At 43.4% G+C, this 25,690-nt stretch carries 26 protein-coding genes; 10 read left to right on the top strand and 16 right to left on the bottom strand.

What is annotated here, in order from left to right; translation table 11 throughout:
• Positions 1–66: 66 nt before the first annotated feature.
• Positions 67–960, bottom strand: a complete 894-nt coding sequence (locus AV939_RS14430; protein WP_057790258.1) for an SDR family NAD(P)-dependent oxidoreductase — start codon at positions 958–960, stop codon at positions 67–69.
• A 707-nt stretch (positions 961–1,667) separates the two neighbouring features.
• Between AV939_RS14430 and AV939_RS14435 the strand changes: the two genes are divergently transcribed.
• The 6 genes from AV939_RS14435 (at position 1,668) to cyoE (ending at position 7,133) form a co-directional block, all read left to right on the top strand.
• Positions 1,668–2,087 carry a hypothetical protein gene (locus AV939_RS14435; RefSeq protein ID WP_057790256.1) on the top strand — a complete coding sequence of 140 codons (420 nt, stop codon included), beginning with the start codon at positions 1,668–1,670 and terminating at the stop codon, positions 2,085–2,087.
• Positions 2,088–2,275: 188 nt separating this feature from the next.
• Positions 2,276–3,217: a ubiquinol oxidase subunit II gene (gene cyoA, locus AV939_RS14440; RefSeq protein ID WP_057795991.1), complete on the top strand. Its 942-nt coding sequence runs from the start codon at positions 2,276–2,278 to the stop codon at positions 3,215–3,217.
• Positions 3,218–3,219: 2 nt separating this feature from the next.
• Positions 3,220–5,208: a cytochrome o ubiquinol oxidase subunit I gene (gene cyoB, locus AV939_RS14445; RefSeq protein WP_057790255.1), complete on the top strand. Its 1,989-nt coding sequence runs from the start codon at positions 3,220–3,222 to the stop codon at positions 5,206–5,208.
• Positions 5,205–5,837, top strand: a complete 633-nt coding sequence (cyoC, locus tag AV939_RS14450; protein WP_057790252.1) for a cytochrome o ubiquinol oxidase subunit III — start codon at positions 5,205–5,207, stop codon at positions 5,835–5,837. The genes cyoB and cyoC overlap by 4 nt, the downstream gene beginning before the upstream one ends.
• On the top strand, positions 5,837–6,205 hold the full coding sequence (gene cyoD / locus AV939_RS14455; protein ID WP_057790250.1) for a cytochrome o ubiquinol oxidase subunit IV: 369 nt from the start codon (positions 5,837–5,839) through the stop codon (positions 6,203–6,205). Before cyoC ends, cyoD begins: the two co-directional genes overlap by 1 nt.
• A gap of 52 nt (positions 6,206–6,257) precedes the next feature.
• Positions 6,258–7,133: a heme o synthase gene (gene cyoE, locus AV939_RS14460; protein WP_197427708.1), complete on the top strand. Its 876-nt coding sequence runs from the start codon at positions 6,258–6,260 to the stop codon at positions 7,131–7,133.
• 29 nt (positions 7,134–7,162) lie between these two features.
• On the opposite strand, the gene AV939_RS14465 is transcribed toward cyoE, so the two are convergent.
• Positions 7,163–7,471: a putative quinol monooxygenase gene (locus tag AV939_RS14465; RefSeq protein ID WP_057790246.1), complete on the bottom strand. Its 309-nt coding sequence runs from the start codon at positions 7,469–7,471 to the stop codon at positions 7,163–7,165.
• The gene (locus AV939_RS14470; protein ID WP_057790244.1) at positions 7,468–7,683 is read right to left on the bottom strand and encodes a DUF2798 domain-containing protein; all 216 of its coding nucleotides are present in this window, start codon (positions 7,681–7,683) and stop codon (positions 7,468–7,470) included. The genes AV939_RS14465 and AV939_RS14470 overlap by 4 nt, the downstream gene beginning before the upstream one ends.
• 87 nt (positions 7,684–7,770) lie before the next feature.
• Here AV939_RS14470 and AV939_RS14475 point away from each other — a divergent pair, with 87 nt between their 5' ends.
• Entirely contained in the window at positions 7,771–8,673 is a 903-nt protein-coding gene (locus AV939_RS14475; protein ID WP_057790241.1) for a LysR family transcriptional regulator, read from the top strand.
• Here AV939_RS14475 and AV939_RS14480 read toward each other — a convergent pair.
• Complete coding sequence (locus tag AV939_RS14480; protein ID WP_057790239.1) at positions 8,621–8,896, bottom strand: DUF1330 domain-containing protein; 276 nt, start codon at positions 8,894–8,896, stop codon at positions 8,621–8,623. The two genes, AV939_RS14475 and AV939_RS14480, sit on opposite strands and share 53 nt — an antisense overlap.
• Positions 8,897–9,030: 134 nt before the next feature.
• On the opposite strand from AV939_RS14480, the gene AV939_RS14485 reads away from it, so the two are divergent.
• Positions 9,031–9,918: a LysR family transcriptional regulator gene (locus AV939_RS14485; RefSeq protein ID WP_231518171.1), complete on the top strand. Its 888-nt coding sequence runs from the start codon at positions 9,031–9,033 to the stop codon at positions 9,916–9,918.
• A 128-nt stretch (positions 9,919–10,046) separates the two neighbouring features.
• Here AV939_RS14485 and AV939_RS14490 read toward each other — a convergent pair whose 3' ends face one another.
• The 3 genes from AV939_RS14490 to AV939_RS14500 form a co-directional block, all read right to left on the bottom strand.
• Entirely contained in the window at positions 10,047–10,739 is a 693-nt protein-coding gene (locus tag AV939_RS14490; protein WP_057790237.1) for an SDR family oxidoreductase, read from the bottom strand.
• Between the two features lie 74 nt (positions 10,740–10,813).
• A complete protein-coding gene (locus AV939_RS14495; RefSeq protein ID WP_061997815.1) occupies positions 10,814–11,365 on the bottom strand; it encodes a type 1 glutamine amidotransferase domain-containing protein in 552 nt (183 codons plus the stop codon).
• Positions 11,366–11,663: 298 nt separating this feature from the next.
• Positions 11,664–12,398, bottom strand: a complete 735-nt coding sequence (locus AV939_RS14500; protein WP_057790233.1) for a MauE/DoxX family redox-associated membrane protein — start codon at positions 12,396–12,398, stop codon at positions 11,664–11,666.
• A 439-nt stretch (positions 12,399–12,837) separates the two neighbouring features.
• Here AV939_RS14500 and AV939_RS14505 point away from each other — a divergent pair, with 439 nt between their 5' ends.
• The gene (locus AV939_RS14505; RefSeq protein ID WP_061997816.1) at positions 12,838–14,373 is read left to right on the top strand and encodes a flavin-containing monooxygenase; all 1,536 of its coding nucleotides are present in this window, start codon (positions 12,838–12,840) and stop codon (positions 14,371–14,373) included.
• Positions 14,370–15,083, top strand: coding sequence for an alpha/beta fold hydrolase (locus AV939_RS14510; protein ID WP_061997817.1), 714 nt, complete (start codon positions 14,370–14,372; stop codon positions 15,081–15,083). Before AV939_RS14505 ends, AV939_RS14510 begins: the two co-directional genes overlap by 4 nt.
• A gap of 70 nt (positions 15,084–15,153) precedes the next feature.
• Here the strand turns inward: AV939_RS14510 and AV939_RS20515 are convergent, their stop codons facing one another.
• The 9 genes from AV939_RS20515 to AV939_RS14550 all read right to left on the bottom strand — a co-directional run bounded on the left by AV939_RS20515 (position 15,154) and on the right by AV939_RS14550 (position 25,641).
• Positions 15,154–15,219 (bottom strand): IS3 family transposase, encoded by a 66-nt coding sequence (locus AV939_RS20515; RefSeq protein WP_442854556.1) that lies wholly within the window; start codon positions 15,217–15,219, stop codon positions 15,154–15,156.
• Positions 15,220–15,436: 217 nt separating this feature from the next.
• The gene (locus tag AV939_RS14515; RefSeq protein ID WP_057790225.1) at positions 15,437–17,251 is read right to left on the bottom strand and encodes a DUF885 domain-containing protein; all 1,815 of its coding nucleotides are present in this window, start codon (positions 17,249–17,251) and stop codon (positions 15,437–15,439) included.
• 542 nt (positions 17,252–17,793) lie between these two features.
• Positions 17,794–20,907, bottom strand: a complete 3,114-nt coding sequence (locus AV939_RS14520; RefSeq protein ID WP_057790223.1) for an efflux RND transporter permease subunit — start codon at positions 20,905–20,907, stop codon at positions 17,794–17,796.
• Positions 20,908–20,960: 53 nt separating this feature from the next.
• Positions 20,961–21,899: an efflux RND transporter periplasmic adaptor subunit gene (locus AV939_RS14525; protein WP_057790221.1), complete on the bottom strand. Its 939-nt coding sequence runs from the start codon at positions 21,897–21,899 to the stop codon at positions 20,961–20,963.
• On the bottom strand, positions 21,896–23,164 hold the full coding sequence (locus AV939_RS14530) for a TolC family protein (protein WP_057795987.1): 1,269 nt from the start codon (positions 23,162–23,164) through the stop codon (positions 21,896–21,898). The genes AV939_RS14525 and AV939_RS14530 overlap by 4 nt, the downstream gene beginning before the upstream one ends.
• A 125-nt stretch (positions 23,165–23,289) precedes the next feature.
• The gene (locus AV939_RS14535; RefSeq protein ID WP_057790219.1) at positions 23,290–23,685 is read right to left on the bottom strand and encodes a hypothetical protein; all 396 of its coding nucleotides are present in this window, start codon (positions 23,683–23,685) and stop codon (positions 23,290–23,292) included.
• Between the two features lie 87 nt (positions 23,686–23,772).
• Positions 23,773–24,657, bottom strand: a complete 885-nt coding sequence (locus AV939_RS14540; RefSeq protein ID WP_057790217.1) for a cation diffusion facilitator family transporter — start codon at positions 24,655–24,657, stop codon at positions 23,773–23,775.
• Positions 24,650–25,009, bottom strand: coding sequence for a DUF3703 domain-containing protein (locus tag AV939_RS14545; RefSeq protein ID WP_057790215.1), 360 nt, complete (start codon positions 25,007–25,009; stop codon positions 24,650–24,652). Before AV939_RS14545 ends, AV939_RS14540 begins: the two co-directional genes overlap by 8 nt.
• Positions 25,006–25,641, bottom strand: coding sequence for a cation transporter (locus AV939_RS14550; protein ID WP_057790213.1), 636 nt, complete (start codon positions 25,639–25,641; stop codon positions 25,006–25,008). Before AV939_RS14550 ends, AV939_RS14545 begins: the two co-directional genes overlap by 4 nt.
• Positions 25,642–25,690 lie beyond the last annotated feature (49 nt).

Raw genomic sequence — 25,690 nt, forward strand, 5'->3', positions numbered from 1 at the left:
AACTAAGCTGTTTTTAGCAGGTACAGCCTGAGTATAAGTACGTGCTTATTTAAGCGCCTGATTTTATCAAAAAGTGACGATGTCATCATTTATTAAATGGCCTACCACAGAGCTGTTCTCAGCATCGATAAAACCATTATCAATTGCTTTAGCACGGCCACGTGTGACCTTACGGTAGTTAGGATGCGTGTAAATATACGTCTGTTTTGAACGTAAAGCTTCCAATACGCGCTCGGCCAACATCGATACAGGAATTCCAGATTCCACGGCCATAGTGGCAGCTTTGGCCCCTGCTTTTAGTTTTTCTTTATCGATACGCTTTGCAGTGGCTACCGCATACTTTTCTTGTCTATTACGATAAGACTCATGAATACGGGTTTTTACGAATGCAGGGCACAACACCGACGTATGAATATTGAAAGGTTCTAGTTCTGGCACCCAGCCTTCTGTCATCGACACTACTGCAGCCTTAGAAGCACAATACGCACCAGCATACGGCATACCCAACATGCCCGCCATCGATGCCACGTTTAACACCCAGCCCCCTTCACCGTGCTCTTTTATAGCAGGCACGCAAGCTTGAGCACCGTATAGAACGCCCATCACATTCACGTCCATCACCCAGCGCCAGGTTTCAGCTTCTGAGTCTTCTATTTTTCCAGGCGAACCACCAACACCCGCGTTATTGATGATCATATGTATTTTGCCGAACGCTTCTTTGGCTTTCGCAACAACCTCTTCCCACTGGGCATAATCGGTGACATCAAGTGAGCAGGTTATTAGCTTATAACCCTTAGCGCGTAAATCTTCGCTAGATTGTGCAAGAGCAGCCGCATCAATATCGCCCATCACAATATTCATTCCCTGCGCCGCTAATGCTTCACTTAGGGCTAAGCCAATTCCACCCGCTGCGCCAGAAATAACTGCGGTTTTACCTGAAAATTCATTAGACTGAGACATCTGCTCTCCTGTTGTCTTTATTAGCGCAGCAAATACGATTGTTGCAACGCCTGCTTGCCGCTACCACTACGACCAGATCAAAGTAAGGTCAACAAAGAAGCGGAGCTCAATGAGTTATATAATCGATAAGTAGAGTAGTCTGCGGATGTAAGGGTAGATACTTTATTTGGCTAATTTCAGATACTTCATGAAATCAATAATGTGAAGAAAATAGACTACTGCTTTTTAGTGAAACTAATAAAACCAACGCGTTTTTATTATTTCAAAATATGACTTCTTAATAAAATATGACTGATATTCAAAATATATTTAGGTTGTAAGCCACAATTGAGTGCTTCTACTCATCGCAAAAATCGGCTTACTTAACCGTTATCCCAACTTACTTCGTGCAAGCCAAATCACGCGGAAAAACAAAACATTAAATTAACAAAATCGAATCTGAGCGGTGAGTTAACTATACAAGTCGAATGCACACGCCCAATTTACCGAGCTTTCAACTAACAGCAGCACCTCTACTCTCAACCCTATTAAAGATTAATTATTTGTTAACACGCGTGAAAATCGAAAGTTTTTATTGAGGTGCGTTTTAATAAAGTGGGCATACTCCCCCTTGAGATAAATAGAATTAATCATTACTCTCCCTCGCTGAAATAGCGACTCAAGTTCATTTGATTGCCCCGGCAATTTTCGAGGTTTTTTTACTTAGCATGGCTAATCGACCCCCTTCAATTGATGTTTTTCTGCAGCCTGCTTTCGCAGCGTTTGTGCAGAAGCTTCAACGCTACACAACAGGTGTAGGGGTATTCCTATGGATTGCAAACGCAGCCTTATTGCTTAACGTAGCGTTGATAGCCAGCGGCACAATGGCCGACTCAGGCGAGTTTGTTAGTGCACTCCACGACAATATTGTTATTGAGCCTTTTTTCATTGCCGCTTTTAACCAAGCGCTTTCCCTGTTTTCTCTTCCTACCATTATATTGGTGCTGGTTGGCCTTCAAGTTCATGCTTGCGCCACCGCTAGAGCCCATTTTATTGGTAATGATCAACCTGTTCCTTTCGTTTTTCACGAATACCCTCACCCCTTTATTCAAAAAATTGGTAGCCGAGCCCCTCCTACTCTTAGCTAACCGTTTTTGATGTCGATGTGTAAACACTAATCGTTACCCGAAAACGCTAAATTGCGTGCTTGTCTTTGCGGATTAATCACCACGGCTATCGATTGTCTTCGATGTGCATATCCAGGCTTTTGTTCTGGTTATCGGTGCTGTTTAATCGCGGAATTCCCTTGAACTTACGGGTTATAGGAAAAATGTTTTTGTCTATTCGTAACCTCTTGAAACTAACTTTTACCACAATCGTGCTGATGCTGGCCGGTTGCAGCGGCGGCGTACTCGATCCTAAAGGGCAAGTAGGTGTGGATGAAAAGAATCTAATCATTCTTTGCACCATTCTTATGCTCATTGTTGTGATCCCCGTCATTGTGCTAACACTTTATTTCGCTTGGAAATATCGCGCCAGTCGCGACTTTGAAATTTACACCCCGAAATGGGCCCACTCTACCAAAATTGAAGCCTTGGTATGGTCGGTTCCGGTACTCATTATTATTGCGCTAGGCGTTATTACTTGGCGTTCAACACAAGCGTTAGACCCCTACGCGCCGCTCGAAGGCAAAGGTGAGCATCTCACTGTAGAGGTGGTGTCCTTAGACTGGAAGTGGCTATTCATCTATCCAGAGCAAGGCATTGCTACGGTTAACGAATTAGTTTTTCCTGCTAACAAACCCATTGCTTTCAAAATTACCTCTGAAAACGCCATGAACTCGTTTTTCATTCCTCAGTTGGGCAGTCAAATCTACTCAATGGCCGGAATGGAAACCAAGCTACACCTCATTGCAAATGAGCCGGGTACGTTCAAAGGCATTTCATCCAACTACAGTGGCGCTGGCTTCTCCGGCATGAAATTCGATGCTATTGCCACCCCTACTGAAGCTGATTTCGACGATTGGGTACAAAAGGTTAAGCAAGAAGATACAGCATTAACTTCTGGCTCTTACAAAGAACTTGCAGAGCCCACCGAAAATCATCCTGTGACCTACTACGGCGATGTAAGTGATGGGTTGTTCCACGAAATACTAATGAAATATATGAAAGACCACGGCTCGATGGATTTTTACAGCAAGCCTGATAACGCTGCCACAGGCATGCGAAAAGCTATGCCGGATATGCACAAAGGTCATCATGAAGAGGTTAACGAATAATTATGTCTTTTTTAGGTAAATTATCAATAGAGTCAGTGCCTTACCACGAGCCTATTATTATGGTTACGTTGGCAGTGATTGCTGTAGTGGGTACTGCTATTGCGCTGCTCATTACAAAATACAAGCAGTGGGGAACACTGTGGAATGACTGGATCACGTCTGTGGATCATAAACACCTAGGCATTATGTACATTGTACTGGCTATGGTGATGTTACTACGTGGTTTTGCCGACGCTATTATGATGCGTACCCAGCTTGCGGTAGCAACGAATGGCGCACCAGGCTATTTGCCACCGGAACACTACGACCAAATTTTCACTGCCCACGGCGTGATTATGATCATCTTTATGGCCATGCCATTTATGATTGGTTTAATGAACATTGTGCTGCCACTGCAAATTGGTGCCCGTGATGTGGCCTACCCTTTTTTAAATAACTTAAGTTTTTGGCTTACCGCTGGCGGCGCCATTCTCATAAATATTTCATTAGGTATAGGTGAGTTTGCAAAAACAGGTTGGGTAGCTTATCCGCCAATAGCGGGGCTTGAATTAAGCCCGGGGGTTGGCGTCGACTACTACATATGGGCCTTGCAGATATCAGGGCTCGGCACGCTACTTACTGCGGTTAACTTTCTAGTGACTGTATTTAAGATGCGTGCACCGGGCATGAAATTGATGCAAATGCCAATCTTCACGTGGACATGCACATGGGCAAATATCCTTATTGCTGCGTCGTTCCCTATCCTTACGGCAGTGCTAGCTATGCTAACACTAGACCGCTATCTAGATTTCCACTTCTTCACTAACGAAGCTGGTGGTAACTCTATGATGTACATTAATTTATTCTGGGCATGGGGCCACCCTGAAGTTTACATTTTGGTGCTACCTGCTTTTGGTATTTTCTCAGAAGTTATTTCCACCTTTACGGCAAAACGCTTATTTGGTTACACCTCAATGGTGTATGCATCGGGTGCAATTGCTATTTTAGGCTTTGTAGTATGGCTGCACCACTTCTTTACTATGGGCTCAAGTGCCAATGTAAATGCGTTCTTCGGTATTATGACCATGGTTATCGCTGTGCCGACAGGGGTGAAACTATTCAACTGGTTATTCACCATGTACCGCGGCCGTCTCGTACTTAGCGTACCTGTTCTATGGGCGTTGGGCTTTATGGTGACCTTTACCATAGGCGGAATGACAGGTGTTTTATTAGCCATTCCTGGTGCCGATTATGTACTGCATAATAGTCTGTTTTTGATTGCTCATTTCCACAACACCATTATTGGTGGAGCGGTATTTGGTTACTTGGCAGGTTTTGCGTTTTGGTTCCCGAAAGCCATGGGCTTCAAGCTTGATGAAAGAACCGGTAAAGCTGCATTTTGGTGCTGGCAAATTGGTTTCATGATGGCGTTCTTACCACTGTATGTGCTGGGCTTCTTGGGCATGACCCGCAGACTTAACCATACCAACAACCCTGACTGGAACTTATGGTTATATATTGCTGCAGTAGGGGCGTTTATTATTGCCTTTGGTATTTTCTTCCAGCTATTACAGTTGTACATAAGCTTCAAAAATAAAGACAAGCTTGATGACACCACTGGCGATCCATGGAATGGACACACACTTGAATGGTCTACGGCGTCTCCGCCTCAGTTTTATAATTTTGCGCACATTCCTCACATTAAAGATATTGATGCGTGGACAGACGCAAAAGAACGAGGCGACTCTTACCAAAAGCCTGAGAAATACGCACCTATTCACATGCCAAAAAACACCTCTGCTGGCGTATTCATGAGCATGAGTTTCACCGTAATGGGCTTTGCGCTTATTTGGCATATTTGGTGGTTAGCCGCTGCAGCGCTTATTGCTGGAATAGGTGTATTTGTTAAGCGTTGTTATACCTCTGATGTTGATTACTACGTTCAGGTAGATGAGATAGAAAAAATTGAACAAGCGCATTTAGCTGCCAATGCGAGAGGAGCGTCTGTATGAGCGCATTAGCAAATGATATAGCTCAGGATATACACGAAGAGCAAGCGTTAGAAAGCGGTCACAGCCACGAACATCACGAAAGCAATACGGTATTTGGCTTTTGGCTGTACTTAATGACCGATTGTTTGTTATTCGCGTCGTTTTTCGCAACTTACGCTGTGTTGTTTATGAACACGGCCGGGGGCGTGTCTGGAAAAGACATATTCGAACTAAACTTTGTGGCGGTTGAAACCGCCGCGCTACTGGTAAGTAGTATTACCTTCGGCTTCGCCATGATTTGTGCGCACAAGCAAAACAAACGTGGTGCATTGGCATGGCTTGCTATTACGTGGGTGTTGGGTGCTACCTTTATAGGTATGGAAGTGTATGAATTCCATCACTTAATCGTGCATGGTAACGGCCCTCAAGAGAGCGCCTTTCTTACTGCCTTTTTCTCACTAGTAGGCTTACATGGTATTCATGTTACGTCGGGGCTTATTTGGATGACCATTTTGTTTATCGAGGTGTCGCGCAGAGGTTTACCTGAGAAAACGGTCACAAGACTAAGCTGCTTAAGCTTGTTCTGGCATTTCCTCGATATCGTATGGATTTGTGTTTTCACCGTTGTTTATTTAATGGGGGCAATGTAATGGCGCATCAAGATAAACACACCACGGCTCATGCTGAATCGGCTCATAATAACGGCGCTCACTCACAAGATCATGGCGATGTGAAAACCTATCTAATTGGTTTTGTGCTTTCAGTGATTCTGACGGTTATCCCGTTTTGGATGGTAATGGAAGGCGACTTCTCAAAAGTGACCACCCTATGGAGCATCGTCGCTTTTGCACTTGTACAAATTTGGGTTCATCTAAAGTACTTCCTTCACCTTAACTTTGTAACTGAAGACGGTCGAGCCAGTACCATTTCGTTTTTATTCAGCGCACTCATTATCTTCATGGTAGTAGGGTTGTCGATTTGGATTATTTACGAATCAAACGCCATGATGATGTACTAGTGCTTCGCTAGTACTGCAGCACTGAAAAAAGGTAAACAGTAAGATGAACGTTATACTTCGCCGTTATTTATCGGTGACCAAACCCGGCATTATTATGGGAAATTTAATTTCCGTAGCAGGTGGTTTCTTACTTGCCGCCCGTGGGAATGTTGACTGGCCTTTAATGGTAGCGACCTTGGTTGGCCTGTCTTTGGTAGTAGCATCAGGATGTGCAGTTAACAACTGCATAGACAGCGACATCGACACCAAAATGCAGCGAACACGTACTAGGGTGACAGTTACCGGCGAAATGTCGTTGAAAGCAGCCTTCTGGCACGGTGTCGTACTAGGGGTTGCGGGGTTCGCTTTACTGGCTTTTTACACCAATCTAACGGCAGTGTTTTTTGCTGCCTTAGGCTATGTGGTTTATGTAGGCGTATACAGCTTATACATGAAGCGCAATTCTGTGTATGGCACCCTTGTGGGTAGCTTATCAGGGGCAGTACCGCCCGTGGTAGGCTACTGTGCAGTAACGGGTGAGTTCGATACGGCCGCTGCGATATTACTGGTTATGTTCAGCATATGGCAGATGCCCCATTCTTACGCCATTGCTATCTTTCGTTACAAAGATTACGAAGCTGCCAATATACCAGTACTTCCCGTAGCAGAAGGCATTGCAAAAGCTAAGCAACACATTGTGTTATACATTGCGGTATATGCCATGGTAACGCTGCTGTTACCCATTAGTGGCTATACAGGTGTGGGCTTTTTGGCCGTCGCCTTTTCCACTAGCTTATGGTGGCTGATAATGGCGCTACGAGGATATCGCCGCGATATTAATATTGAAGGCTGGGCTCGCCAAGTGTTCGGGTTTTCGATTATCAATATCACGGCGCTCTCAATTGCCATGGCTGTGGATTATCACAGCAATGTTTTAAGCCTTTTTTAGTTAAACTTTTTTACGTATCGATGTAGGTGCTAGCTCGCTTCTATGGGAGAGAGGTGGCGAATTTCAGGTGCTGTTGCCAAAATGGTTTCATACAGTGCAAATACCGACTTGGTATATTCTTGCGCGTAATGAAAATCTAAGTCGGCCTGGCGTTTAAAGTGTTCAACCAAAATATATTGGCCATTTTCTCTATCTTCAAAAACATCAAAACGAATACACCCTGGTTCACCTCTAGTGGGGATGAGAAGGCGTTGTAGTGCCTCGATTCCCTTTTCATAGTAGCGCGGCTGTGGTTGAATAATGGCAACAATATGCACCGGTTTGTCGGCTTTTGTCATGAATTTGATCCTATGATTTTTTGGGTTAATAATTTAATTGGCTTAGCAAGGCCATACGCAGCCACAAAGGCCATAGGGTAAGCCTTAATGAATGCTATTGACCAATCTGAGAAAAACGTATCTGTGATCCCTAAATTAATAAATGTCACCCAACCGGACATCAGTCCTGACAGACAACATGAAAACAGCGCAGTAAAGATTATTCTTTCCATCCAATCCTCCTTTGAGCGATGTTAGTGTATACATGTGTCGCTTGGTGAGAATAAACGAAATGGAAACCTTAGATTGCAGGAAATGATGTGCTAGATGACTTAACGCTTTTTATCGAAGTAATCCAAAGAGGCAGTTTCGCTAAAACGGCGGAAGATTTGCGTATATCTCCCTCAGCATTATCAAAACGTATCGCAAAACTTGAAATGCGATTTGGTGCCCCTTTACTGTCTCGTTCGTCTAGGGGCGTGGTATTAACTGCATTCGGTAAAATGATATACGATGATGTTGCCGATGTTATTTTACGCGTAAAACAAAAGGTGCAAGCATACGACAGCACACAACTTAATATGCTTAGTGTGTTATGCCCACAAAATTTGGTAGCCGGCCCATTATTTACGCCATTCAGTGAATTTCAATTTGCTCACCCAACATTACAACTGCGCATAGAGCCTAACAACCGCAACGTATTAACGAGTCAAAAGCAATTTGATATCGCGTTTCGGGTAGGAGAACAGCAAGATTCTTCATTAATACAGAGAAGAATGGGCAGTGTTTCCGTTCACATTGTTGGAAGGAATAATAAACTCAATACATCTCATCTTTTTGTACCCTACACCATCAAACAAATTCCCAACGCTGAGCAGTTTACTAATTTATCCGACACGTATGATAATGTGCATTTCGTGGGTGATATTACGCTAGCGAGACAGTTTGTAGCGTCAGGGAATGGGGCTGCACTGTTACCCAGCACTGAGATTCAGATACTCATAGATGATAAAACGCCTGATTTGCAGTTTCATAGTGAGCAGTTATTTGCTCGCCCCATCTATGCATTGTGGCCTAATTCATCTAGCCCAAGTATTCAAGCGGCTGAATTAATTGAAAACGTTCATCGCTACTGTAGTGCCACTCCATCGTTGTGCGGCGAGGCCTTGTCTACACCAAATGAAATTGACTATGCATACCTGAATCGCGAAGGGAAACAATAGCCTGATACGCCGCACTGTTGTACCACGCCTTTGCGCTTTCTTTGTCAGGAAACGCAATGACAGCTTTCATCGGATGCTCAGACTCACCATGTAATACCTCTATGTGACCTTTGGCAATAAATTCACCGCTAAACGGCTTTAATGTTTCGGCAGCTAAAGCGCTATATTCAGCTATGACGGTTTTGTTTACTGGGGTTAGGTCAACGACAACTAAACTTTGCATCTTTTGGTTCCTTATTAATGACTATTTAATAACTGCGTTTCATCTGTTTTCGTTGACTCAAGATAAACCCGTAATGCATATTGAACAATACACACTATTTGAACACTTTGTTTAATATTATGAACACCGTTAAAATGGCCCCGTTATTACTTATTTTTGTTGAAGTTGCGCACAAGCGATCGTTTACATTAGCCGCTAAAAAGCTAGGATTGAGCAAGTCGGCGATTAGCCAACAAATTACAAAATTAGAAAGTGAAATAGGGCAACAGCTCCTTATACGCAACACCCGTGGCGTAATTCTGACTGCCGTTGGCGAGAAGCTACTTGCACGCAGTGAGCTCCTTAGTGAGCAGATAGATCTCACCGTTCTAGAATTGGACAACGCAAAAAGCTACCCCAGTGGCTTATTTAAAGTATCGGTTCCCCCTTTTTTCGAAAAAGACATTGTTGTCCCTGCATTGAGACAGCTATGTATAGAATTTCCAAAGCTTAATCCACAATTATTAGTAACAGGTAGATGGCAAGATTTAATAGAGAATAAGTTGGATGCCGCCATCTTCGGCGGCAACATCAAAGATTGTGATTATCGAGCGCTGTCAATTGGTAAAGTGTCAGAAATATTTTGTGCTTCGCCTCGATACATAAAGCAGCACGGCAATATAAACAACATAGAAAAATTGCCAAATCACAAATTTATCGCCACCGAATGGCAACATGACACGCTACATTTATTTGATAATAACCATGCCAATGAAGCGCTAATTGACGTGAAGCATTATGCAAAAACCAACACCCCCACCACGGCCTTAGAAATGGTACTAAATGACATGGGCGTGGCTTTACTTCCTGAGTTTCTAGTTCACTCTCTTTTAGCCGAAGAGCAGATTAAAAGGGTGATACCAAGCGTTCGAGGAAAAGCGTGGCATTTTTATTTTCTTCACCACTATAAGGGAGAGAAGCCACTTCATGTGACACGTTTTTATCAACTTTTTAAACACTATTTTACTAAAGTAAATAATTAAGCTTATTTGCTAAGTATGTGCGATCAATGAGTGGGACATGTTGAACATTTAAAGTATATGGCAGCGGAAAGTTCTACACCCGCTGCCATATATACCGTGAAATTACACATATTAAGCTTGTAAGTCGTCTACGACGTTGGCATAACGTACACTTCCCGTACGCATGCCGAATCATTAGCTGAAAGGGCAAACAACACCGATTTGGCAATATCTTCAGGTTGTAGTTTGTCTTCTTTGGGCTCATCGAAAAATGGTGTATTAACCATACCAGGGCAAATAGTGGTGCATCTACCGCCCCACTCTTTCATTTCTTCCGCTAAGTTTTGCCCAAAGCCATAAGCAAACCATTTACTTGCGCCATATACAGAACCTTTTAGCGCAATGCGTCCTGCTACCGAACTGGTTAATATAAAGTGTCCTTTAGTTTGTTTAAGTAAAGGCAATGCTAGTTTAGCAGTGTATAAAAGCCCGTTTATATTGGCGCCCAGCATGCTTTGCCATTCTGCAACGTCGCCATTTTCGATACCAGCGCTTTTGGCTCCTGTACCCGCATTCGCAAATACACCATCTACCTGGCCGTAATGTTTATTGACTTTACTGAACGCCTTTTCTAAATCATCGAAATCGCTCACATCGGCAGTAACTGCGAATGCATTTCCATCGCCAAGCTCTGCCACTAGGTCGTTAAGCTTGTCTTCGCTTCGAGCAATTAAGGCAACTTTATTGCCTTCATCTACCAACGCTTGCGCAGTCGCTTTGCCAATCCCGCTTGAGGCGCCGGTAATTACAATAACCTTTGAATCTGTTTTCTGATTCGACATTCCAACTCCTATCCAGTCTAATTATTTACTCATCTAAATTTTTGCTAGTAAGTGCGTAATCTCACCTACAATTCTTAAGCAATGAGCTGACTAACCTTCTCTACAAAAGCAGGAATATCATCAGGATTTCGACTGGTAACGAGTTTGCCATCTTGTACAACTTGTTCATCTTTCCATGTTGCGCCCGCATTTATTAAATCGGTTTTAATACTTGGGAAAGAGGTAACCGTGCTATCTTCTGCCAGTTCAGATTCAACAAGTAACCAAGGCCCATGGCAGATAGCGGCAAGGGCTTTTATACGAGGCTCAGCGTGCGCTTGCTTTATAAATGCAACTGCGTCGCTATTGGTACGTAAAATATCAGGGTTAATTTGACCGCCTGGCAATACCAGCGCATCGTAATCGCTTGGCGCTACCGAAGAAACTTGGGCATCTACCGATATCTGTTTACCCCAATTGCCTTCATTCCACGCAGTGATGCTGCTTTGATCGTCAATTGATAGTATCTCTACTGTCGCCCCCTGCTCTGTAAGCATATCTCTTGGCTGCACAAGCTCACTTTGCTCAAAACCATCGGTAGCTAAAATTGCGATTTTTTTGCCTTCTAAATTTTGTTGGTTACTCATAATGAAGCTCCTATTTCATATTCAACATTGTTGCCATTTTCTATTCAGGTGTCTGCGTAATGCAAAGCTGAAATGTGAAGATTACTGGTGCGTATGCTTTTCTAAGCTGGCAACTCGGATAACTAACTTGTTTGTGTGGCTTTAAGACTGCAATAACCAAACCACTGCCATAAAAACCTTAAGCATCTGTTTATATTTAATTTTCTCTAATACATGAAAAGTTAAGGTGCTTTGGCCAGCACCTTGAGCGTGCGACTTTTTCAGTACTTATGAAGGTTTTACATGAGGATGAACCCTGCTACATGTAGAAAAACATCAACAGAGCACCAGCTATCATAAACAGATTTTCAGTTAGCGATACAAAGCCCAATGGCACATTACTGTCGCCACCTACACATGCACACTTTAGCTCCCGCTTGTCGATATACACCGCTTTAATAACTGAAACTGCTCCTACCGTGCCGATAAACAGAGAAAACGGCGCCACTAGCAATGCGGGCAATTGAGCCACCATTGCTATACCCGCAAAAGCCTCGATAAACGGATAGATATAACCGTAGCGAACCCATCGCATGGCGAGTAAATCGTAGGTGATAAATGAATTGGTAAAACTGAATAAATCTTTAAGTTTTTGTACTGCTAGTAACGTCATTGAAAACGCAATAAATAACATTAAAGTACGCAGTGAGAAATACGCACTCGCTACAGCATATTGAGATGCTAAAGCTAATAACGCTGCAACAGAGAATATGGCTATTACTGGGGTGTAAGTTGTACCGGTTTGGCCTGCCTCGCCTTTTCCAAAATACGTACGCAACTCATCGTACCCACCTATCCTCTCGTTGTTTATAAAAGCTTGTGGCGTAGTTTTTACATCGTGCTTAGTTTTAAACGCATCGGTTTCTTCTCTGGAAGTAAGCGGTCGATCGTCTATCTCATAGCCTTCTCTTTCGAGCAAATCTTTCGATCGTAAGCCAAATGGGCAAATATGATTGTCGGTGACCATTCTGTAAAGGATTGCCGTTTTACTCATGTTTCTCCCCTTTTTTCATCTTTGCTAATAGTGTTGGAACGATTGCATAAAACTCGCTAATAGCATCTTTTGCTAACGTTGCAGTGCAGTACTCTCAGCGAGTTGCTTGACAGTATGTGGTGATATGTAGTGATATTTACCATCGCTGTGAATGACGGCCGATGGTTGCGAAGCTTCACAAAAGCCAATTCAAATAAGCTCCATAAGAAACACTTACTTGATAGCATCCCTAAGCCTGTAAATTGCTCACACTTTAACCGCTCAATACGTCAACAGATAGGTAGTTACAATATTCGTACCGACTACACCGCGCACCACCGAATTGGTCGGTATAAGCGCAAAATTACTCTTCTATCCACGTTTAACTCACCTAAAAATAAACACATAATTAACATTTGCGTTACCATTCAATTACAGATGGTTGAAAGGGAAGAACGACATGGCGTCAGTGCAACATGATGATATACCGCATTTTGATGTACTCATTATTGGTGCAGGGCTTTCGGGTATTGGCACCGCTTGTCATATTAAAAATACATTCCCAAAAAAATCTATCACACTACTAGAACGGCGAGAAACACTGGGTGGAACCTGGGATTTATTCAAATACCCAGGTATTCGCTCAGACTCTGACATGCTTACATTTGGCTACAACTTTCGCCCTTGGAACAAATTACATACGTTGGCCGATGGGCCTGCAATTAAACAATATATTTCTGATACTGCAGATGAATTTGGGGTAACAGAGAAAATTCAATTTGGCGTTAAAACGATAAGTGCTAATTGGGATAATGAAATAAGATGCTGGACGGTTATAGCGCTTCACGAAATATCGGGTGAGAAACGTAAGTACACCTGTGGGTATTTCATAAGCTGCACCGGCTACTACAATCAAGATGCGGGATATTTGCCTAGATTTCCCAATGAAGACAACTTTAAGGGGCAAAGAATTCACCCGCAGCACTGGCCAAAAGACCTTGATTACACAGGTAAAAAAGTTGTCATTATAGGAAGCGGCGCCACGGCTGTTACCTTAATGCCTGCAATGGCCAATGATGCTGCTCATGTCACTATGGTTCAGCGATCTCCCTCCTATATTTTTTCTGTTCCTTCCATTGATAGAATGACGGGTTTGCTAGAGCGGGTTCTTCCAAAGCAGTGGGTGTTCAGGCTTGCCCGTAAACGTAATTTAGCAATACAGCGAGGCATTTATTTAGCCTGTCGCCGTTGGCCAAACTTCATGAAAAAGTATTTACTATCACATGTGCGAAAGCATGTAGGCGACAGCGTAGATATGCGTCATTTCACACCCAAATATATGCCATGGGATGAACGGCTTTGCTCTGTGCCCGATGCGGATTTATTTAATGCCATACGAAGTGGTAAAGCTGCTATTGAAACAGGTGAAATAGCGTCGTTCACTGAAACCGGTATTACTATGAAAAACGGTAGAAAACTTCAGGCGGATATTATCATTACTGCAACGGGTTTAAACCTACTTACCCTCGGTGGTATTAACGTTAGTATCGACGGTAATCCCTGCTCATTCTCAGACAAAATGACCTACAAAAGTGTATTGGTTGAAAACATGCCAAACATGGCATGGATTTTCGGATACGTTAATGCTTCATGGACATTGAAAGCAGATATCTCTGCGACTTACCTTTGCCGGTTATTTAAGTACATGCAAGACAATGAGTTCGAGGTAGTCGTACCTGAAGATCATGATAATTGCGCACTCGATGACGGTATCATGGATTCTTTGCAAGCCAGCTACGTGCAAAGAGGCAAACACCAACTCCCCCGCCAAGGTACTAAATACCCTTGGAAAGTCACTATGCATTACGGAAAAGACAGAAAAATGCTACTAGACGACCCCATCGAGGACGCTGCTTTGAATTTCTTTAAAAAAGAAAACAGTACGTATAAAGCCGCTCCCTTAAACAACATAACAACAAAAGAGGCATCAGCATGACCTTCGTTTTTTTACACGGCTCTGGTTGCACAAGTAACGTGTGGGAACATCAAGTTTCGTTTTTCAACAATAGCTTGGCGCTTAATTTTCCAGGCCACCCTGAAGGGGAAGCATTGCGCGATGTGAAATCTATTGCGAAGTGGGTACTTAACACCGTTGAACAACACGATTTAACAGACGTGGTAGTCGTGGGCCATTCTTTGGGAAGTGCTGTTGCCATGCAAGCTGCTCTGCTTGCTTTAAGCAACTCAACGACATTTGATGCCAATAGACTTAAAGCACTGGTGCTCATTGGGGCTGGCGCGAAATTAAAAGTAATGCCTCAACTGCTTACTTCGCTATCCACGCTTATAGAAGAAGGCGGAGAATTTCCCGATTACCTGTTGGCTTCAAACCAACAACTGCAAGAGCCTTTAAGAACCCAGGTGAATACGGCAATTATTAACAACGGTGCAGCGGTTATGTTGAACGACTTTACTGCTTGTGACCATTTCGACGCTATGCAAGAGATAGGCAGCATTAATTTGCCTGTACAACTCATTGTGGGTGATAAAGACATTATGACCCCCGTTAAGTACTCTGAATACTTACTCGCGCAACTGCCTAATGCCCAATTAGAGATTGTAGAAGCCGGAACCCACATGGTGTTTGCCGAGCAATATGAAAAAGTGAATGCATGCATTCAACGTTTTGTTGATAGGTTAATCTAAGCAGTAATACGGTAAAAGCAAAAAAGGCGTTACCCTCACATGAAGTGACCCCATTAAGTTGGACTCATTTCTAAGCGGCAACCAAGGCCTGATTTCGATATTGTATCGGACTCAGGCCTTTTAATTTCAGCTTAATACTGCGCTAGTCGCGCTAGATTTAACTTAAATGCTCTGTGATGTTTGGACATAAAAAGACCCCCAGTAATTGGATAGTCCAACTATTGGGGGTCACTTCACACACAGGTAACGCCTTTTTACTTTGTAAATTAAGTGTTTGTTTGCAGCGTTTAGATCTAACTTTGCATCGCCAATTTTTGCTTGCGCTATTATTGAACGCTGTTTATAAGCACTTTTTAATTAAGCGTATCTTCAATATAGCCGTCAACTATTTGTGCTAATACATCTAATGGCACGGCACCATTTTTCAGTACTGCATCATGGAATTCACCTAGAATAAACTTATCACCTAACGCTACTTTCGCCTTTTCACGCAGTTCTATAATTTTCATCATGCCCACTTTATACGCAGTGGCTTGGCCCGGCATAACGATGTAACGTTCAATTTCAGAGGTTACGTCAGATTCGGCCATACCTGTATTCGCTAGCATGTACTCTATGGCTTCTTCACGCGTCCAGCGTTTCGCATGAATACCGGTATCAACCACTAGTCTTACCGCACGGAAGAGCTCGGCTTGCAAACGGCCGATATTGTCAAACGGATCGTCTTGAAACCCGAGTTCCCATGCCAAGCGTTCAGAATAGAGCGCCCACCCTTCGATATAAGCCACAAAAGGCGCAACCGTTCTAAAAATAGGTAAACCTTCTAGCTCCATTGCAATGGCAATTTGGAAGTGGTGACCAGGAATGCCTTCGTGATACGCAAGTGTTCGCATGCTGTAGGTAGGTGTTGCTTTAATGTCGTAAAGATTAGCAAAGAAAACACCAGGACGAGAACCATCGAAAGCAGGCGGTTGATAATATGCACCAGGCGCCGTTTTCTCTTTAAACAGTGGAATGCGTTTCACTTCCATACCCGCTTCTGGGCGTACTAAAAATGCATCGCCTAGGCCCGCATCAATTTCATCTAAAATAGTTTGGTAATCGGCTAGAATTTGCTCCCGTCCTTCATCCGTATCTTCATAATAAAAGCGCTCATCTTCTGCTAGCGTATTTATTGCCGCGGTAAAGCCTTGGCTAACATCAAACCCTTCTTGCGCTAAAATGGCTAAGATCTCAGCTTGAATACGATCAACCTCTGATAAACCCACATTATGAATATAGTCAGCAGAATAATTCGTGGTAGTGAAGAAACGCAGGGCAAGTTTATAAGCCTCATCTCCGCCGTCTAAATGCCATAAACCATCATCTGTACCCGCTTTTTCCTTAAGAGCAGTAAAGTAATCGATAAGCATTTGGTAAGTAGGATAAACCGTATTTTCTATTTCTGTAGCAACGTTGGATAAAAGTCCGTCGTAATCAGCTTTAACAATGGCTTCAGACTCTTCCATGCGGCGCTGAACCGAGGTATACAGAATATTTTCTTTCACTGGCTTATCGATAAAGCCCTGCATTTCATCTATTACCCTTTGAATAACAAAGCGTGGTGGAAGGATATTTTTCTCTTCCCGCAGGTACATACCTTCAAGCATTTGCGTGAAATAGCGCTTACTCTCACTTAAGCGATTAATGTAATACTCAACGCTTTCTACATCAGTAATAGGATGTTGACCATCCATGAAGCTCGGAAAGTTGCTTTGGGCTCCAGACATTTGATTAAACGGGTAACTATGATATTGATATTTTTCGAACCCGCTCAATGTGTTAAGCAAGTAAAGGGCGATGTCTTTGGATAATTGCTGATCTTCATCCAAATTTTCGTATTGCATAAGCACACTTTTAACCTGCATAAGCTCATCAAATGTGGCTTGTGACGAGGCTAAGCTGGCATCATCAAGGTGGGCGTTATGACCTGTAATACCCATGCCATCCAACACACCTATAGACGTTAACGTTTCTGGGCTCTTCAATGCCTGCTTGATAAGGGTTCTGTCTAGAAACACACGAAATGAAAGCGGCTTTTGCGCATTCCATTCATACGTTCCCCACGCAGCTGCACCCAGTATAATTACCAGCACACCTATGCCTAACCATTTAAAAAATGTTTTCATTCTGTCCCTTATTATTTTATTTGTTTTATAGAATATAGACGCTGAAGTTCGCGCTTTGCGAGCTCTACATTTATTCAGCGGCGCAGGAAAGTCAATAAAAAGGCTTTTGAGGTGTGGCTTTACGTTATTAAAATATCAATACACAGTGCGGTGACAACGATAGAGCGCCTCATGTCTAGTCGCTTACATCTAATTTAGTACTGTCACAGGGAAGATTCGATTTAATCTGACGGGCAGGAATAGACAAGGAGCGGACGTTCAGGTATTAATTCATGAGATTCTGCATTTTGCCAATTGCAGCCGTTTAAAAGAAGTTCTCTGGAAGGCAGATGTGAACCTAAGTGGACAGACGAGCGTTAAACCTGCCGAAGATGTTTATGTCATTTGCGGATCTTCATTCCACCTTGATTGAAATAGTGGCAATCGTAGCATTCTGGATAATCAGTTCCTTATTGGTGGACACACTATCCAGTGATCATTTTCAATTATTTTGAATTTTAAGACGAAAAGCACCGTATCTTCTTAAATACGGTGCTTAACAATCACACTTTCGTTGATTTCGAATGCATTACCCGATACAAAATAGGCAAAACGACCAATGTTAGAATGGTCGATGAGATGATCCCGCCAATCACTACCGTTGCCAACGGTCTTTGCACTTCAGCCCCCGTTCCGATATTAAGTGCCATGGGAATAAAGCCTAAACTTGCTACCAGTGCCGTCATCAAAACCGGACGCAATCTTGTGATAGCCCCGTCAACGATTGAGTTAATTAAGTCACCTGTTTCTAGTACTCGCTGTTTAATAAATGACAACATCACTAAGCCGTTTAGTACCGCAATACCAGAGAGCGCAATAAACCCGACTCCGGCAGATATAGACAGTGGCATGTCACGCATCCAGAGCGCGAAGACACCTCCCGTTAAGGCTAAAGGCACGCCAGTGAAGATAATCAAGGCATCACGAAATGAGCCAAACACCACCACTAGTAACACAAGTATTAGAAAAAGCGTGGCAGGCACCACGATAGACAGTCGCTGACTGGCACTTTCAAGCTGCTCAAACGTGCCGCCATAATCCAGCCAGTAGCCTGCGGGCAGTGCAACCTGTTCGGTTATTTTGATTTTTGCTTCGTCAACAAAACTCCCTAAGTCGCGTTCTCTGACATTGGCGGTAACCACGACTCTGCGCTTACCGTTTTCTCGACTGATTTGATTGGGAACAGACGAGTAACCCAGTGTAGCGACTTCTGATAACGGTACAAATTCCCCATCGGATGTAATAATAGGAGTGCTGCCAATGGCATCTAAATCGGTGCGAATACCTTCATCAAATCGCACAAGCAACTCGAATCGTCTATCTCCCTCAAAAATTAAGCCAGCGGTATTACCCCCGATGGCCGACGCCAACCACTCCTGCAAGTCGGCGACGTCCAACCCATAACGTGCCAAATCGACTGGCTTAGGATTGATAGTGAAGATAGGGATATCATCGACCTGCTCAAGTCGTGCATCCGCCACGCCGTCTATTGATTGCAAAACCGTTAAGATGTCGTTTGCAGAGGCAACAAGCGTGGTTAAATCATCTCCAAAGACTTTAATGCCAAGATCAGCTCTCACTCCACTTATCAACTCGTTAAAGCGCATTTGAATAGGTTGGGTAAATTCATAGTTGTTGCCTGTCACCGCTTGTAAGTCTCGCTCAAGGGTTTCTACGAAATCCGCTTTTGACAAAGTTGGATCTGGCCACTGCGCACGTGGTTTTAGCATCACAAAGGTATCGGTTACGTTGGGCGGCATCGCATCGGTAGCTACTTCTGCTGTACCGGTTTTCGCAAACACTGTGAGTACCTGCTCATATTCCATCAAGGTAGATTCAAGCGTCTTTTGCATGGCGACGGCTTGTTCTATACCAGTGCCAGGAATACGCATAGCGTGTAGCGCAATGTCACCTTCATCAAGCTGGGGAACAAACTCAGAGCCTAGTCGCGTTGCCAGCCATAAGCTGCCTACTACTAGCACGACTGAGCCGACAATCACTATCCAGCGCAATTTCAGTGCAATATGAATGATGGGGCGATAGGCGGATTTGGCTGCAACAATAATGAAGCTTTCTTTTTCACTGACTTTTCCGCCCATGAACATCGCGACTGCCGCTGGTACAATGGTAATGGAGAACAGCATCGCTGCTATCAGCGCCATGATGACCGTTGCCGCCATTGGCTGAAACATCTTGCCCTCAACGCCTGTCAATGAGAACAGGGGGATATACACCACAGTAATAATCAATACACCGAACAAGCTAGGACGAATGACTTCGTTGGTCGCTTGAAAAACCAGCTCAAGCCTTTCTTTAAGTGGCAGAACACCATTTGTTCGTTTCTGTGACTCGGATAGTCGCCGGATACAGTTCTCTACGATGATTACCGCACCATCGACAATTAATCCAAAATCCAATGCACCAAGGCTCATCAGATTGGCAGACACACCGGTATTAACCATCCCTGTGATGGTCGCAAACATCGCTAGCGGAATAACTGCCGCAGTGATGAGCGCGGCGCGAATATTGCCAAGTAATATGAACAAAATCACTATGACTAATAACGCCCCTTCTACTAAATTCTTCTGAACCGTGTCGATAGCTTTATCGACCAGTAGGGTGCGGTCGTAGACTGGCTCAATGACAATACCATCAGGTAAGCTGGATTGGATGTCTTTCACCTTCTTGGCAACTGATTGGGCAACGGCTCGTGAGTTTTCGCCGACAAGCATCATTGCGGTACCTAAAACGGTCTCTTCACCTTCCTGTGTTGCCGCACCGGTTCTCAGCTCTTTGCCAATAGCTACACTACCAATGTCTTTCACCGCGACGGGAACAGTATTAATGCGTTTTATTACCACATTTTCTATATCGCTAAGTGTCTGGAGCTGACCTTGTGAGCGCACCAATATTTGTTGTCCATTGCGCTCAACAAACCCCGCTCCCTGATTCGCGTTACTTCGCTCCAGAGCAAGATGGATATCTCCTAGACTAATGTCAAAATTTAGCATTTTCTGTGGTTCAGGATTCACATGATATTGCTTTACGTAACCACCAATGGCGTTTACTTCTGTGATCCCTTTAACGAGTGCAAGCTGAGGTTTTACTATCCAGTCATGAATTTCCCTAAGAGCCATTGCGTCATATGGCTCACCATTTTTTTGCACGGCACTTTGATCAGCTCGTAAGGTATACATATAGATTTCGCCCAATCCCGTAGCGATAGGACCCATTTCAGGCTCTAAACCTTCAGGTAGCTGACTTTTGATTGCTCCTAGTCGCGTATTGATGAGATTGCGCGCAAAATATAGATCAGTGCCTTCATCAAATACCGCTGTTACCTGAGATAGCCCGTAGCGGGATAAAGAGCGGGTGTAGGATAGTTCAGGCAATCCCGCCAATGCTGTTTCTACTACGAACGTGATCCGTTGCTCGGTTTCCAAGGGCGAATAACCCGGTGCTTGTGTATTAATTTGAACTTGCACGTTGGTGATATCAGGTACCGCATCAATAGGTAATTTTTGGTAACTGAATAGCCCCATGCCCAGCACAAGGAAAATCAGCATCAACATTAAACCTCGACGCTCAATAGACAAACGCAGTATTGACTCAACCATGTGTTTGTCTCCCAATATTTAGGGCGATAGACCAGACAGATAGTCTTTTGTGATTAATGATCATGACCAGCCTCCGACTTTTCTAAATCGGCTTTAAATAGATAACTATTCTTGCTGACAATGACATCTGCAATATGAAGGCCTGATAACACTTCGATATTGATACTATCTTGTTGCCCAAGCATAACGGGAACGGGATGGTATTCCTCACCTTTTTTTACAAATACTACAGATGCCCCTTCAAATTCTTGAATCGCAGCTTTAGGTACCATCATGGCGACATCAAGTTTGTTGATTGTGACAAGCCCTTTGATAGCCGCGCCAACCGGCCACTGACCTGAGATATTAGCTATTTTGGCATACGCCAATATATACGGTTTTTCATCGGGTGAGGGTAAGATATGTCGGATAGTGGTTTCTAACGATGAGCCTGCCACACTAAGTTGAACACTTTGATTCTCTGCAATATCTGATAGCTGTTGTGGGAAGACTTTAAGCTGTGCCCACACGTCATCATAGTTTGCGATTGAAAATAGCACTTGGCCATTAGATAACTCGCCTTCATTGGCATGCCTCGCAATCACGCTTCCTGAAAACGGTGCTGTAACGGGATAGCTTTTCAAGCTTTCGTTGGATTCAACGATTGCCAGTGTCTGGCCTTTTTCAACCTTGTTACCTAAATTTACGTTAACCTTAGTCACCATGCCGTCGAATCGAGCACGGATATGACTCAGTGAAGCTGGGTCGGTCACCACATTTCCGTAAACGGTTGTGGTGATATTGAGTTGTCCCGCGATGACACTTTGAGTCATTACTCCCATTTTTTTCGCCATACTGTCAGAGATGAGTACAAATTCGGAATCATGGTTATCTTCCCCCCCATGTTCGCCTTCTGATGCGCATATTGGACGACTTATAAGCAATATGAACACACTGCATGTTATGAAAGTTAGCAGGGTGTTTTGTGTCTTGATTAATGTTTTGTTATTCATTTAGTTTCGCTCGAAGAAGATGTGACATTTGCATCAGCAAGCGGTTGCGCAGTGAGTGATTCAATATCCGCCCCCCGCTGATGTGCTTGTTTGGCAGACTGAATTAAGGCTTGCTTGGCATTAAGTAGTTCTTGACGGGTGCTGACCCACTCAAAATAACTAAAGCGCCCATTGATATAGGCTTGTTCTACCAATTCCAGCGCTTGAACTAACGGCGGGATAATCGAGTCTTGTAGTGTCTGCACATTGAGCAGCGCATTATTTCTCGCTACTAGCGCCATATTTAGTTGATGGTAAAGGTTTTGGGTTGCAGTCTGTTTTTGTTGTTCCAATTGCCCTTGAACAGCCCGTTGTTTTTCATACTCACCAATATTTCGATTTCCTGCAAACAACGGCATGCTGACACCTGCTACGAAAGCGGTATCATCAATCCCATTAATACGTCTTATTCCGCCCGTCCAGCTTAAATCTGATTGATTAGCTGCTTGAGTAAGGCGGACTTGGGATGCCTGCAATCTCGATTCTTTCGTATAGACCTCAAGATTGGGACTGTTCAATAGAGTGTTGAAAAGCGCGGTTAATGAAGGAGATGATTGCAGTGTAAATAAGTCACCCTTAACACCAGTAAAAGTAGGATCTTTTTCCCCCCACATAATAGCCAGACTTTTTATCATTGCTTGCTTAGTCTGCTGTGCCGTCACCACATCCAGTCTGGCTCTTGCCAATGCAGCTTCAGCACGTTGCTGTTCAAATACTGGAGATGCTCCCGCATCCACACGCTTTGTGACAGCTTGGTAGGTATATCGGGCAAGAGTTTCTGTCTCTTGTTGCGCGTCAATTAGCGCTTGTTGCGCTAAGACATCGATGTAGCGACGTGTCACTTCAGCTAAAACATCCAAGGTTTGCACTTGTTTTTGTGCTTCGACTAAGGTGGATTGCGCCTTAGCAAAAGCCTTACGTGAGTTGAGTTTATTGCCCAATTCAATGACCGACGACAATGTGAGAGTCATCTCGGTGTCCTTAGTTCCTGAGACATCTCCTGTACCTAAGAAGTTTTCTAGTTCAATACCGGCTGTAATCTCAGGTTTGAGAGACGCTGTTTTAATTTCCCCCTCAAGTGCTTGTTGCCTATATGTGAACTCATGCAATTCTGGCGAATTTGTTAATGTACGCTGTATGGCGCTTTGCAACGTCATTTCTAGATTGTTGGTACTGTTTGTTTGTGCTATTACCACGGTGTGTGTTGTCAAAAGGACAATCATCATGGAAACCACCCAAGCGTGCACACGCACAGGACTACTCAATGAAAATTTCATTGTTGTTTTATTCCTAAATTATCAAAAATATATATCGCCAAGTTGTTGGCGAACGGTGTTTGATTAGTTCAGGGTTATGCTTTAGGTGGGCGTAACAATTGTGTGACGGGCCCTTCTATTACTTTCGTTAAGTAATAGAAACCGTGATGGGTGGTAACAGAATCGAGTTCGATGCCATTGCTGTTTCCAAGCCAGTGAGCATGGGTTCCGTGACAATGACCACAGTGGTGGCAATCAGCGGGATTATGAGAAATATCTACGGTGATTTTATCAGCATTGGGTTGTTCGTTAGATTGCTGTTGAACAAGCGCCTTCGCAGAAACAGTGTTATCTCCCGCCTGATGTTCGTGTATTTCACTTAGATGTTGCGAGTCGATAACATGAAAATCCAAGGAATTAGCGACAGCCGAAAACGACTGAAACAAAATCAGCGAAATCAACAGGTAACTTGCCACCCTTACACTAAACATATCTATCTTCTCTCATCATGTTTATGTTAACAGCTTATCGAACTAAGACCAATCGACCAACCAAAACAAAGTATTTCAACCATTACATTACTTATCACGGCAATCTTCACTGGCAAATTCAATTTCAATGGTAGTGTGCACAAAGTCAAATTCACCAAGGTCGTGACGAAATTCGTCTTTGAGTGTTCTCAATTGAGAAATCGAAACATCTTGTTTCAACACCACATGTGCCGTCATGACGCTATGTTCACCGTCCAAAGACCAGATATGAAAATGATGTATATCCGCCACATCAGCGTTTGACATAAGTACTTTACGCACTTTCACCATCTGCGTCGTATCTGGCGTGCCTTGCAAGAATAACAACAAGGTTTCTTTTAGATTTCTGACGACATTAAATAAAATGAATAATGTAAAGCCAATAGATAAAATGGGATCCAAAATTGCCCATGGCTTGAACATCAGCACAATCGATACGATCAGCACTGCCACCCAACCCAATACATCTTCAAGTAAGTGCCAGTTTAAGATACGTTCGTTTAAGGAGCTCCCTTCGCTAAGTTTATATGCGGCAAAACCATTTACCGCGATACCAAATATCGAAAGCATTAACATACCTTCCACTTGCGGCATTTCAGGTGCTGAAAGCCTAGGTATGGCCTCGAACAAAATCCATATTGAGCCTATAGTTAAAACAATTCCGTTGATCAAAGCGCCTAACAGCGAAAATCGTTTATAACCATATGAAAATGTTGTGTTCGCTTCTTTATCGCTTAGCTTGTTCAATCCCCATGCAGTGCCAATAGATAAACTATCGCCCAAATCATGTACTGCGTCAGCCATTATGGCCGTGCTGTTTGTCAGCCATCCGCCAATAAATTCAATGATAGTAAATACGACATTCAAGAAAAATGCCCAGCCAATGCGTTTTGAAGCGCTGTTATTACTGTGACTGTGGTTATGATTATGCATGATTGATTTTGTCCAATATCGCTTGATTTTTAGCACTTACCGGTAGTCGTTTGAATGGACTGATATTAGTGCCACCTGTGTTCCCTTTGGGTACAAGGCCGATAGCGGTTTTGGTTGCAGCACCAATTATTCTTATAACTTGTCCAAAAACGGCTCTCCAATCTTTGTTTAGAAAACCATGTCGCAGCATTTTATAATGGATTAAACAATGATAATAAGTAGAGTGCTGACCAATTACATGCGCATCCTCCAGCGCTGCAAATGCCTGCCTCTCATTATTGTTAGACATTGCATCTGAGTAATCGGTTAATTTGGAATCGATATGCGGCTTAACGGCTTTATTGTATGTCATAGTGGATCACCCGCTTTACATTTCTGTACTTCGTTATTAAGTGATTCCTGCTTGGCGTCTTTCAGGATCATCCACGCTCCGCGTAGCACGACTATTGACACTACACAGCCGATAACCAGATCCGGCACTCTGCTATCAAGCCATACCACTAGAACACCGGCGATGATGACACCCATGTTGGCAATGACATCGTTAGCTGAAAAAATCCAGCTGGCTCGCATATGTACTTCGTCGTTTTTATGATTACGAATAATCACCAAGCAAGCGACGTTTGCAATGAGTGCAATGAACCCCATTCCTATCATTAATGATGAGATAGGCTCACTGCCCAAGAATAATCTTCTGGTAATATCAATGAGAATGATCACGCCCAGCAACAGCTGAAAGTAACCACTGATTTGCGCAGCTTTGGCTTTGTAAAGTATAGATTGACCCACAGCATAAATACCTATGCCGTATACAACCGCATCCGCTAGCATATCCATAGAGTCTGCTATCAAGGCAGTAGAGTCAGCCAAAATACCAACGGTCATCTCAACGAAAAACATCGTCGCATTGATGCCAAGCAGCCAATACAAAACCCGTTTTTGTGAGGCATCTTTGATTTCCACTTCACAGCCGCAACCACTCATTGTTCAACTCTTATTCCCAAAATTATAGGTACAGTGTAAAGTCTATATT

The organism is Alteromonas sp. Mac1, from assembly GCF_001562125.1.
Lineage (GTDB): Bacteria > Pseudomonadota > Gammaproteobacteria > Enterobacterales > Alteromonadaceae > Alteromonas > Alteromonas stellipolaris.

What these genes read in the sequence shown, in the direction of transcription:
- AV939_RS14480 (WP_057790239.1), bottom strand. Translation starts at nt 8,896, where the DNA reads ATGCAAAGTTTAGTTGTCGTTGACCTAACCCCAGTAAACAAAACCGTC.
- AV939_RS14435 (WP_057790256.1), top strand. Translation starts at nt 1,668, where the DNA reads ATGGCTAATCGACCCCCTTCAATTGATGTTTTTCTGCAGCCTGCTTTC.
- AV939_RS14520 (WP_057790223.1), bottom strand. Translation starts at nt 20,907, where the DNA reads ATGGTTGAGTCAATACTGCGTTTGTCTATTGAGCGTCGAGGTTTAATG.
- cyoC (WP_057790252.1), top strand. Translation starts at nt 5,205, where the DNA reads ATGAGCGCATTAGCAAATGATATAGCTCAGGATATACACGAAGAGCAA.
- AV939_RS14495 (WP_061997815.1), bottom strand. Translation starts at nt 11,365, where the DNA reads ATGAGTAACCAACAAAATTTAGAAGGCAAAAAAATCGCAATTTTAGCT.
- AV939_RS14540 (WP_057790217.1), bottom strand. Translation starts at nt 24,657, where the DNA reads ATGCATAATCATAACCACAGTCACAGTAATAACAGCGCTTCAAAACGC.
- AV939_RS14510 (WP_061997817.1), top strand. Translation starts at nt 14,370, where the DNA reads ATGACCTTCGTTTTTTTACACGGCTCTGGTTGCACAAGTAACGTGTGG.
- cyoD (WP_057790250.1), top strand. Translation starts at nt 5,837, where the DNA reads ATGGCGCATCAAGATAAACACACCACGGCTCATGCTGAATCGGCTCAT.
- AV939_RS14490 (WP_057790237.1), bottom strand. Translation starts at nt 10,739, where the DNA reads ATGTCGAATCAGAAAACAGATTCAAAGGTTATTGTAATTACCGGCGCC.
- AV939_RS14470 (WP_057790244.1), bottom strand. Translation starts at nt 7,683, where the DNA reads ATGGAAAGAATAATCTTTACTGCGCTGTTTTCATGTTGTCTGTCAGGA.
- AV939_RS14530 (WP_057795987.1), bottom strand. Translation starts at nt 23,164, where the DNA reads ATGATGATTGTCCTTTTGACAACACACACCGTGGTAATAGCACAAACA.
- AV939_RS14535 (WP_057790219.1), bottom strand. Translation starts at nt 23,685, where the DNA reads ATGTTTAGTGTAAGGGTGGCAAGTTACCTGTTGATTTCGCTGATTTTG.
- cyoB (WP_057790255.1), top strand. Translation starts at nt 3,220, where the DNA reads ATGTCTTTTTTAGGTAAATTATCAATAGAGTCAGTGCCTTACCACGAG.
- AV939_RS14525 (WP_057790221.1), bottom strand. Translation starts at nt 21,899, where the DNA reads ATGAATAACAAAACATTAATCAAGACACAAAACACCCTGCTAACTTTC.
- AV939_RS14505 (WP_061997816.1), top strand. Translation starts at nt 12,838, where the DNA reads ATGGCGTCAGTGCAACATGATGATATACCGCATTTTGATGTACTCATT.
- AV939_RS14550 (WP_057790213.1), bottom strand. Translation starts at nt 25,641, where the DNA reads ATGAGTGGTTGCGGCTGTGAAGTGGAAATCAAAGATGCCTCACAAAAA.
- AV939_RS14500 (WP_057790233.1), bottom strand. Translation starts at nt 12,398, where the DNA reads ATGAGTAAAACGGCAATCCTTTACAGAATGGTCACCGACAATCATATT.
- AV939_RS14515 (WP_057790225.1), bottom strand. Translation starts at nt 17,251, where the DNA reads ATGAAAACATTTTTTAAATGGTTAGGCATAGGTGTGCTGGTAATTATA.
- AV939_RS14545 (WP_057790215.1), bottom strand. Translation starts at nt 25,009, where the DNA reads ATGACATACAATAAAGCCGTTAAGCCGCATATCGATTCCAAATTAACC.
- AV939_RS14430 (WP_057790258.1), bottom strand. Translation starts at nt 960, where the DNA reads ATGTCTCAGTCTAATGAATTTTCAGGTAAAACCGCAGTTATTTCTGGC.
- AV939_RS14485 (WP_231518171.1), top strand. Translation starts at nt 9,031, where the DNA reads ATGGCCCCGTTATTACTTATTTTTGTTGAAGTTGCGCACAAGCGATCG.
- AV939_RS14465 (WP_057790246.1), bottom strand. Translation starts at nt 7,471, where the DNA reads ATGACAAAAGCCGACAAACCGGTGCATATTGTTGCCATTATTCAACCA.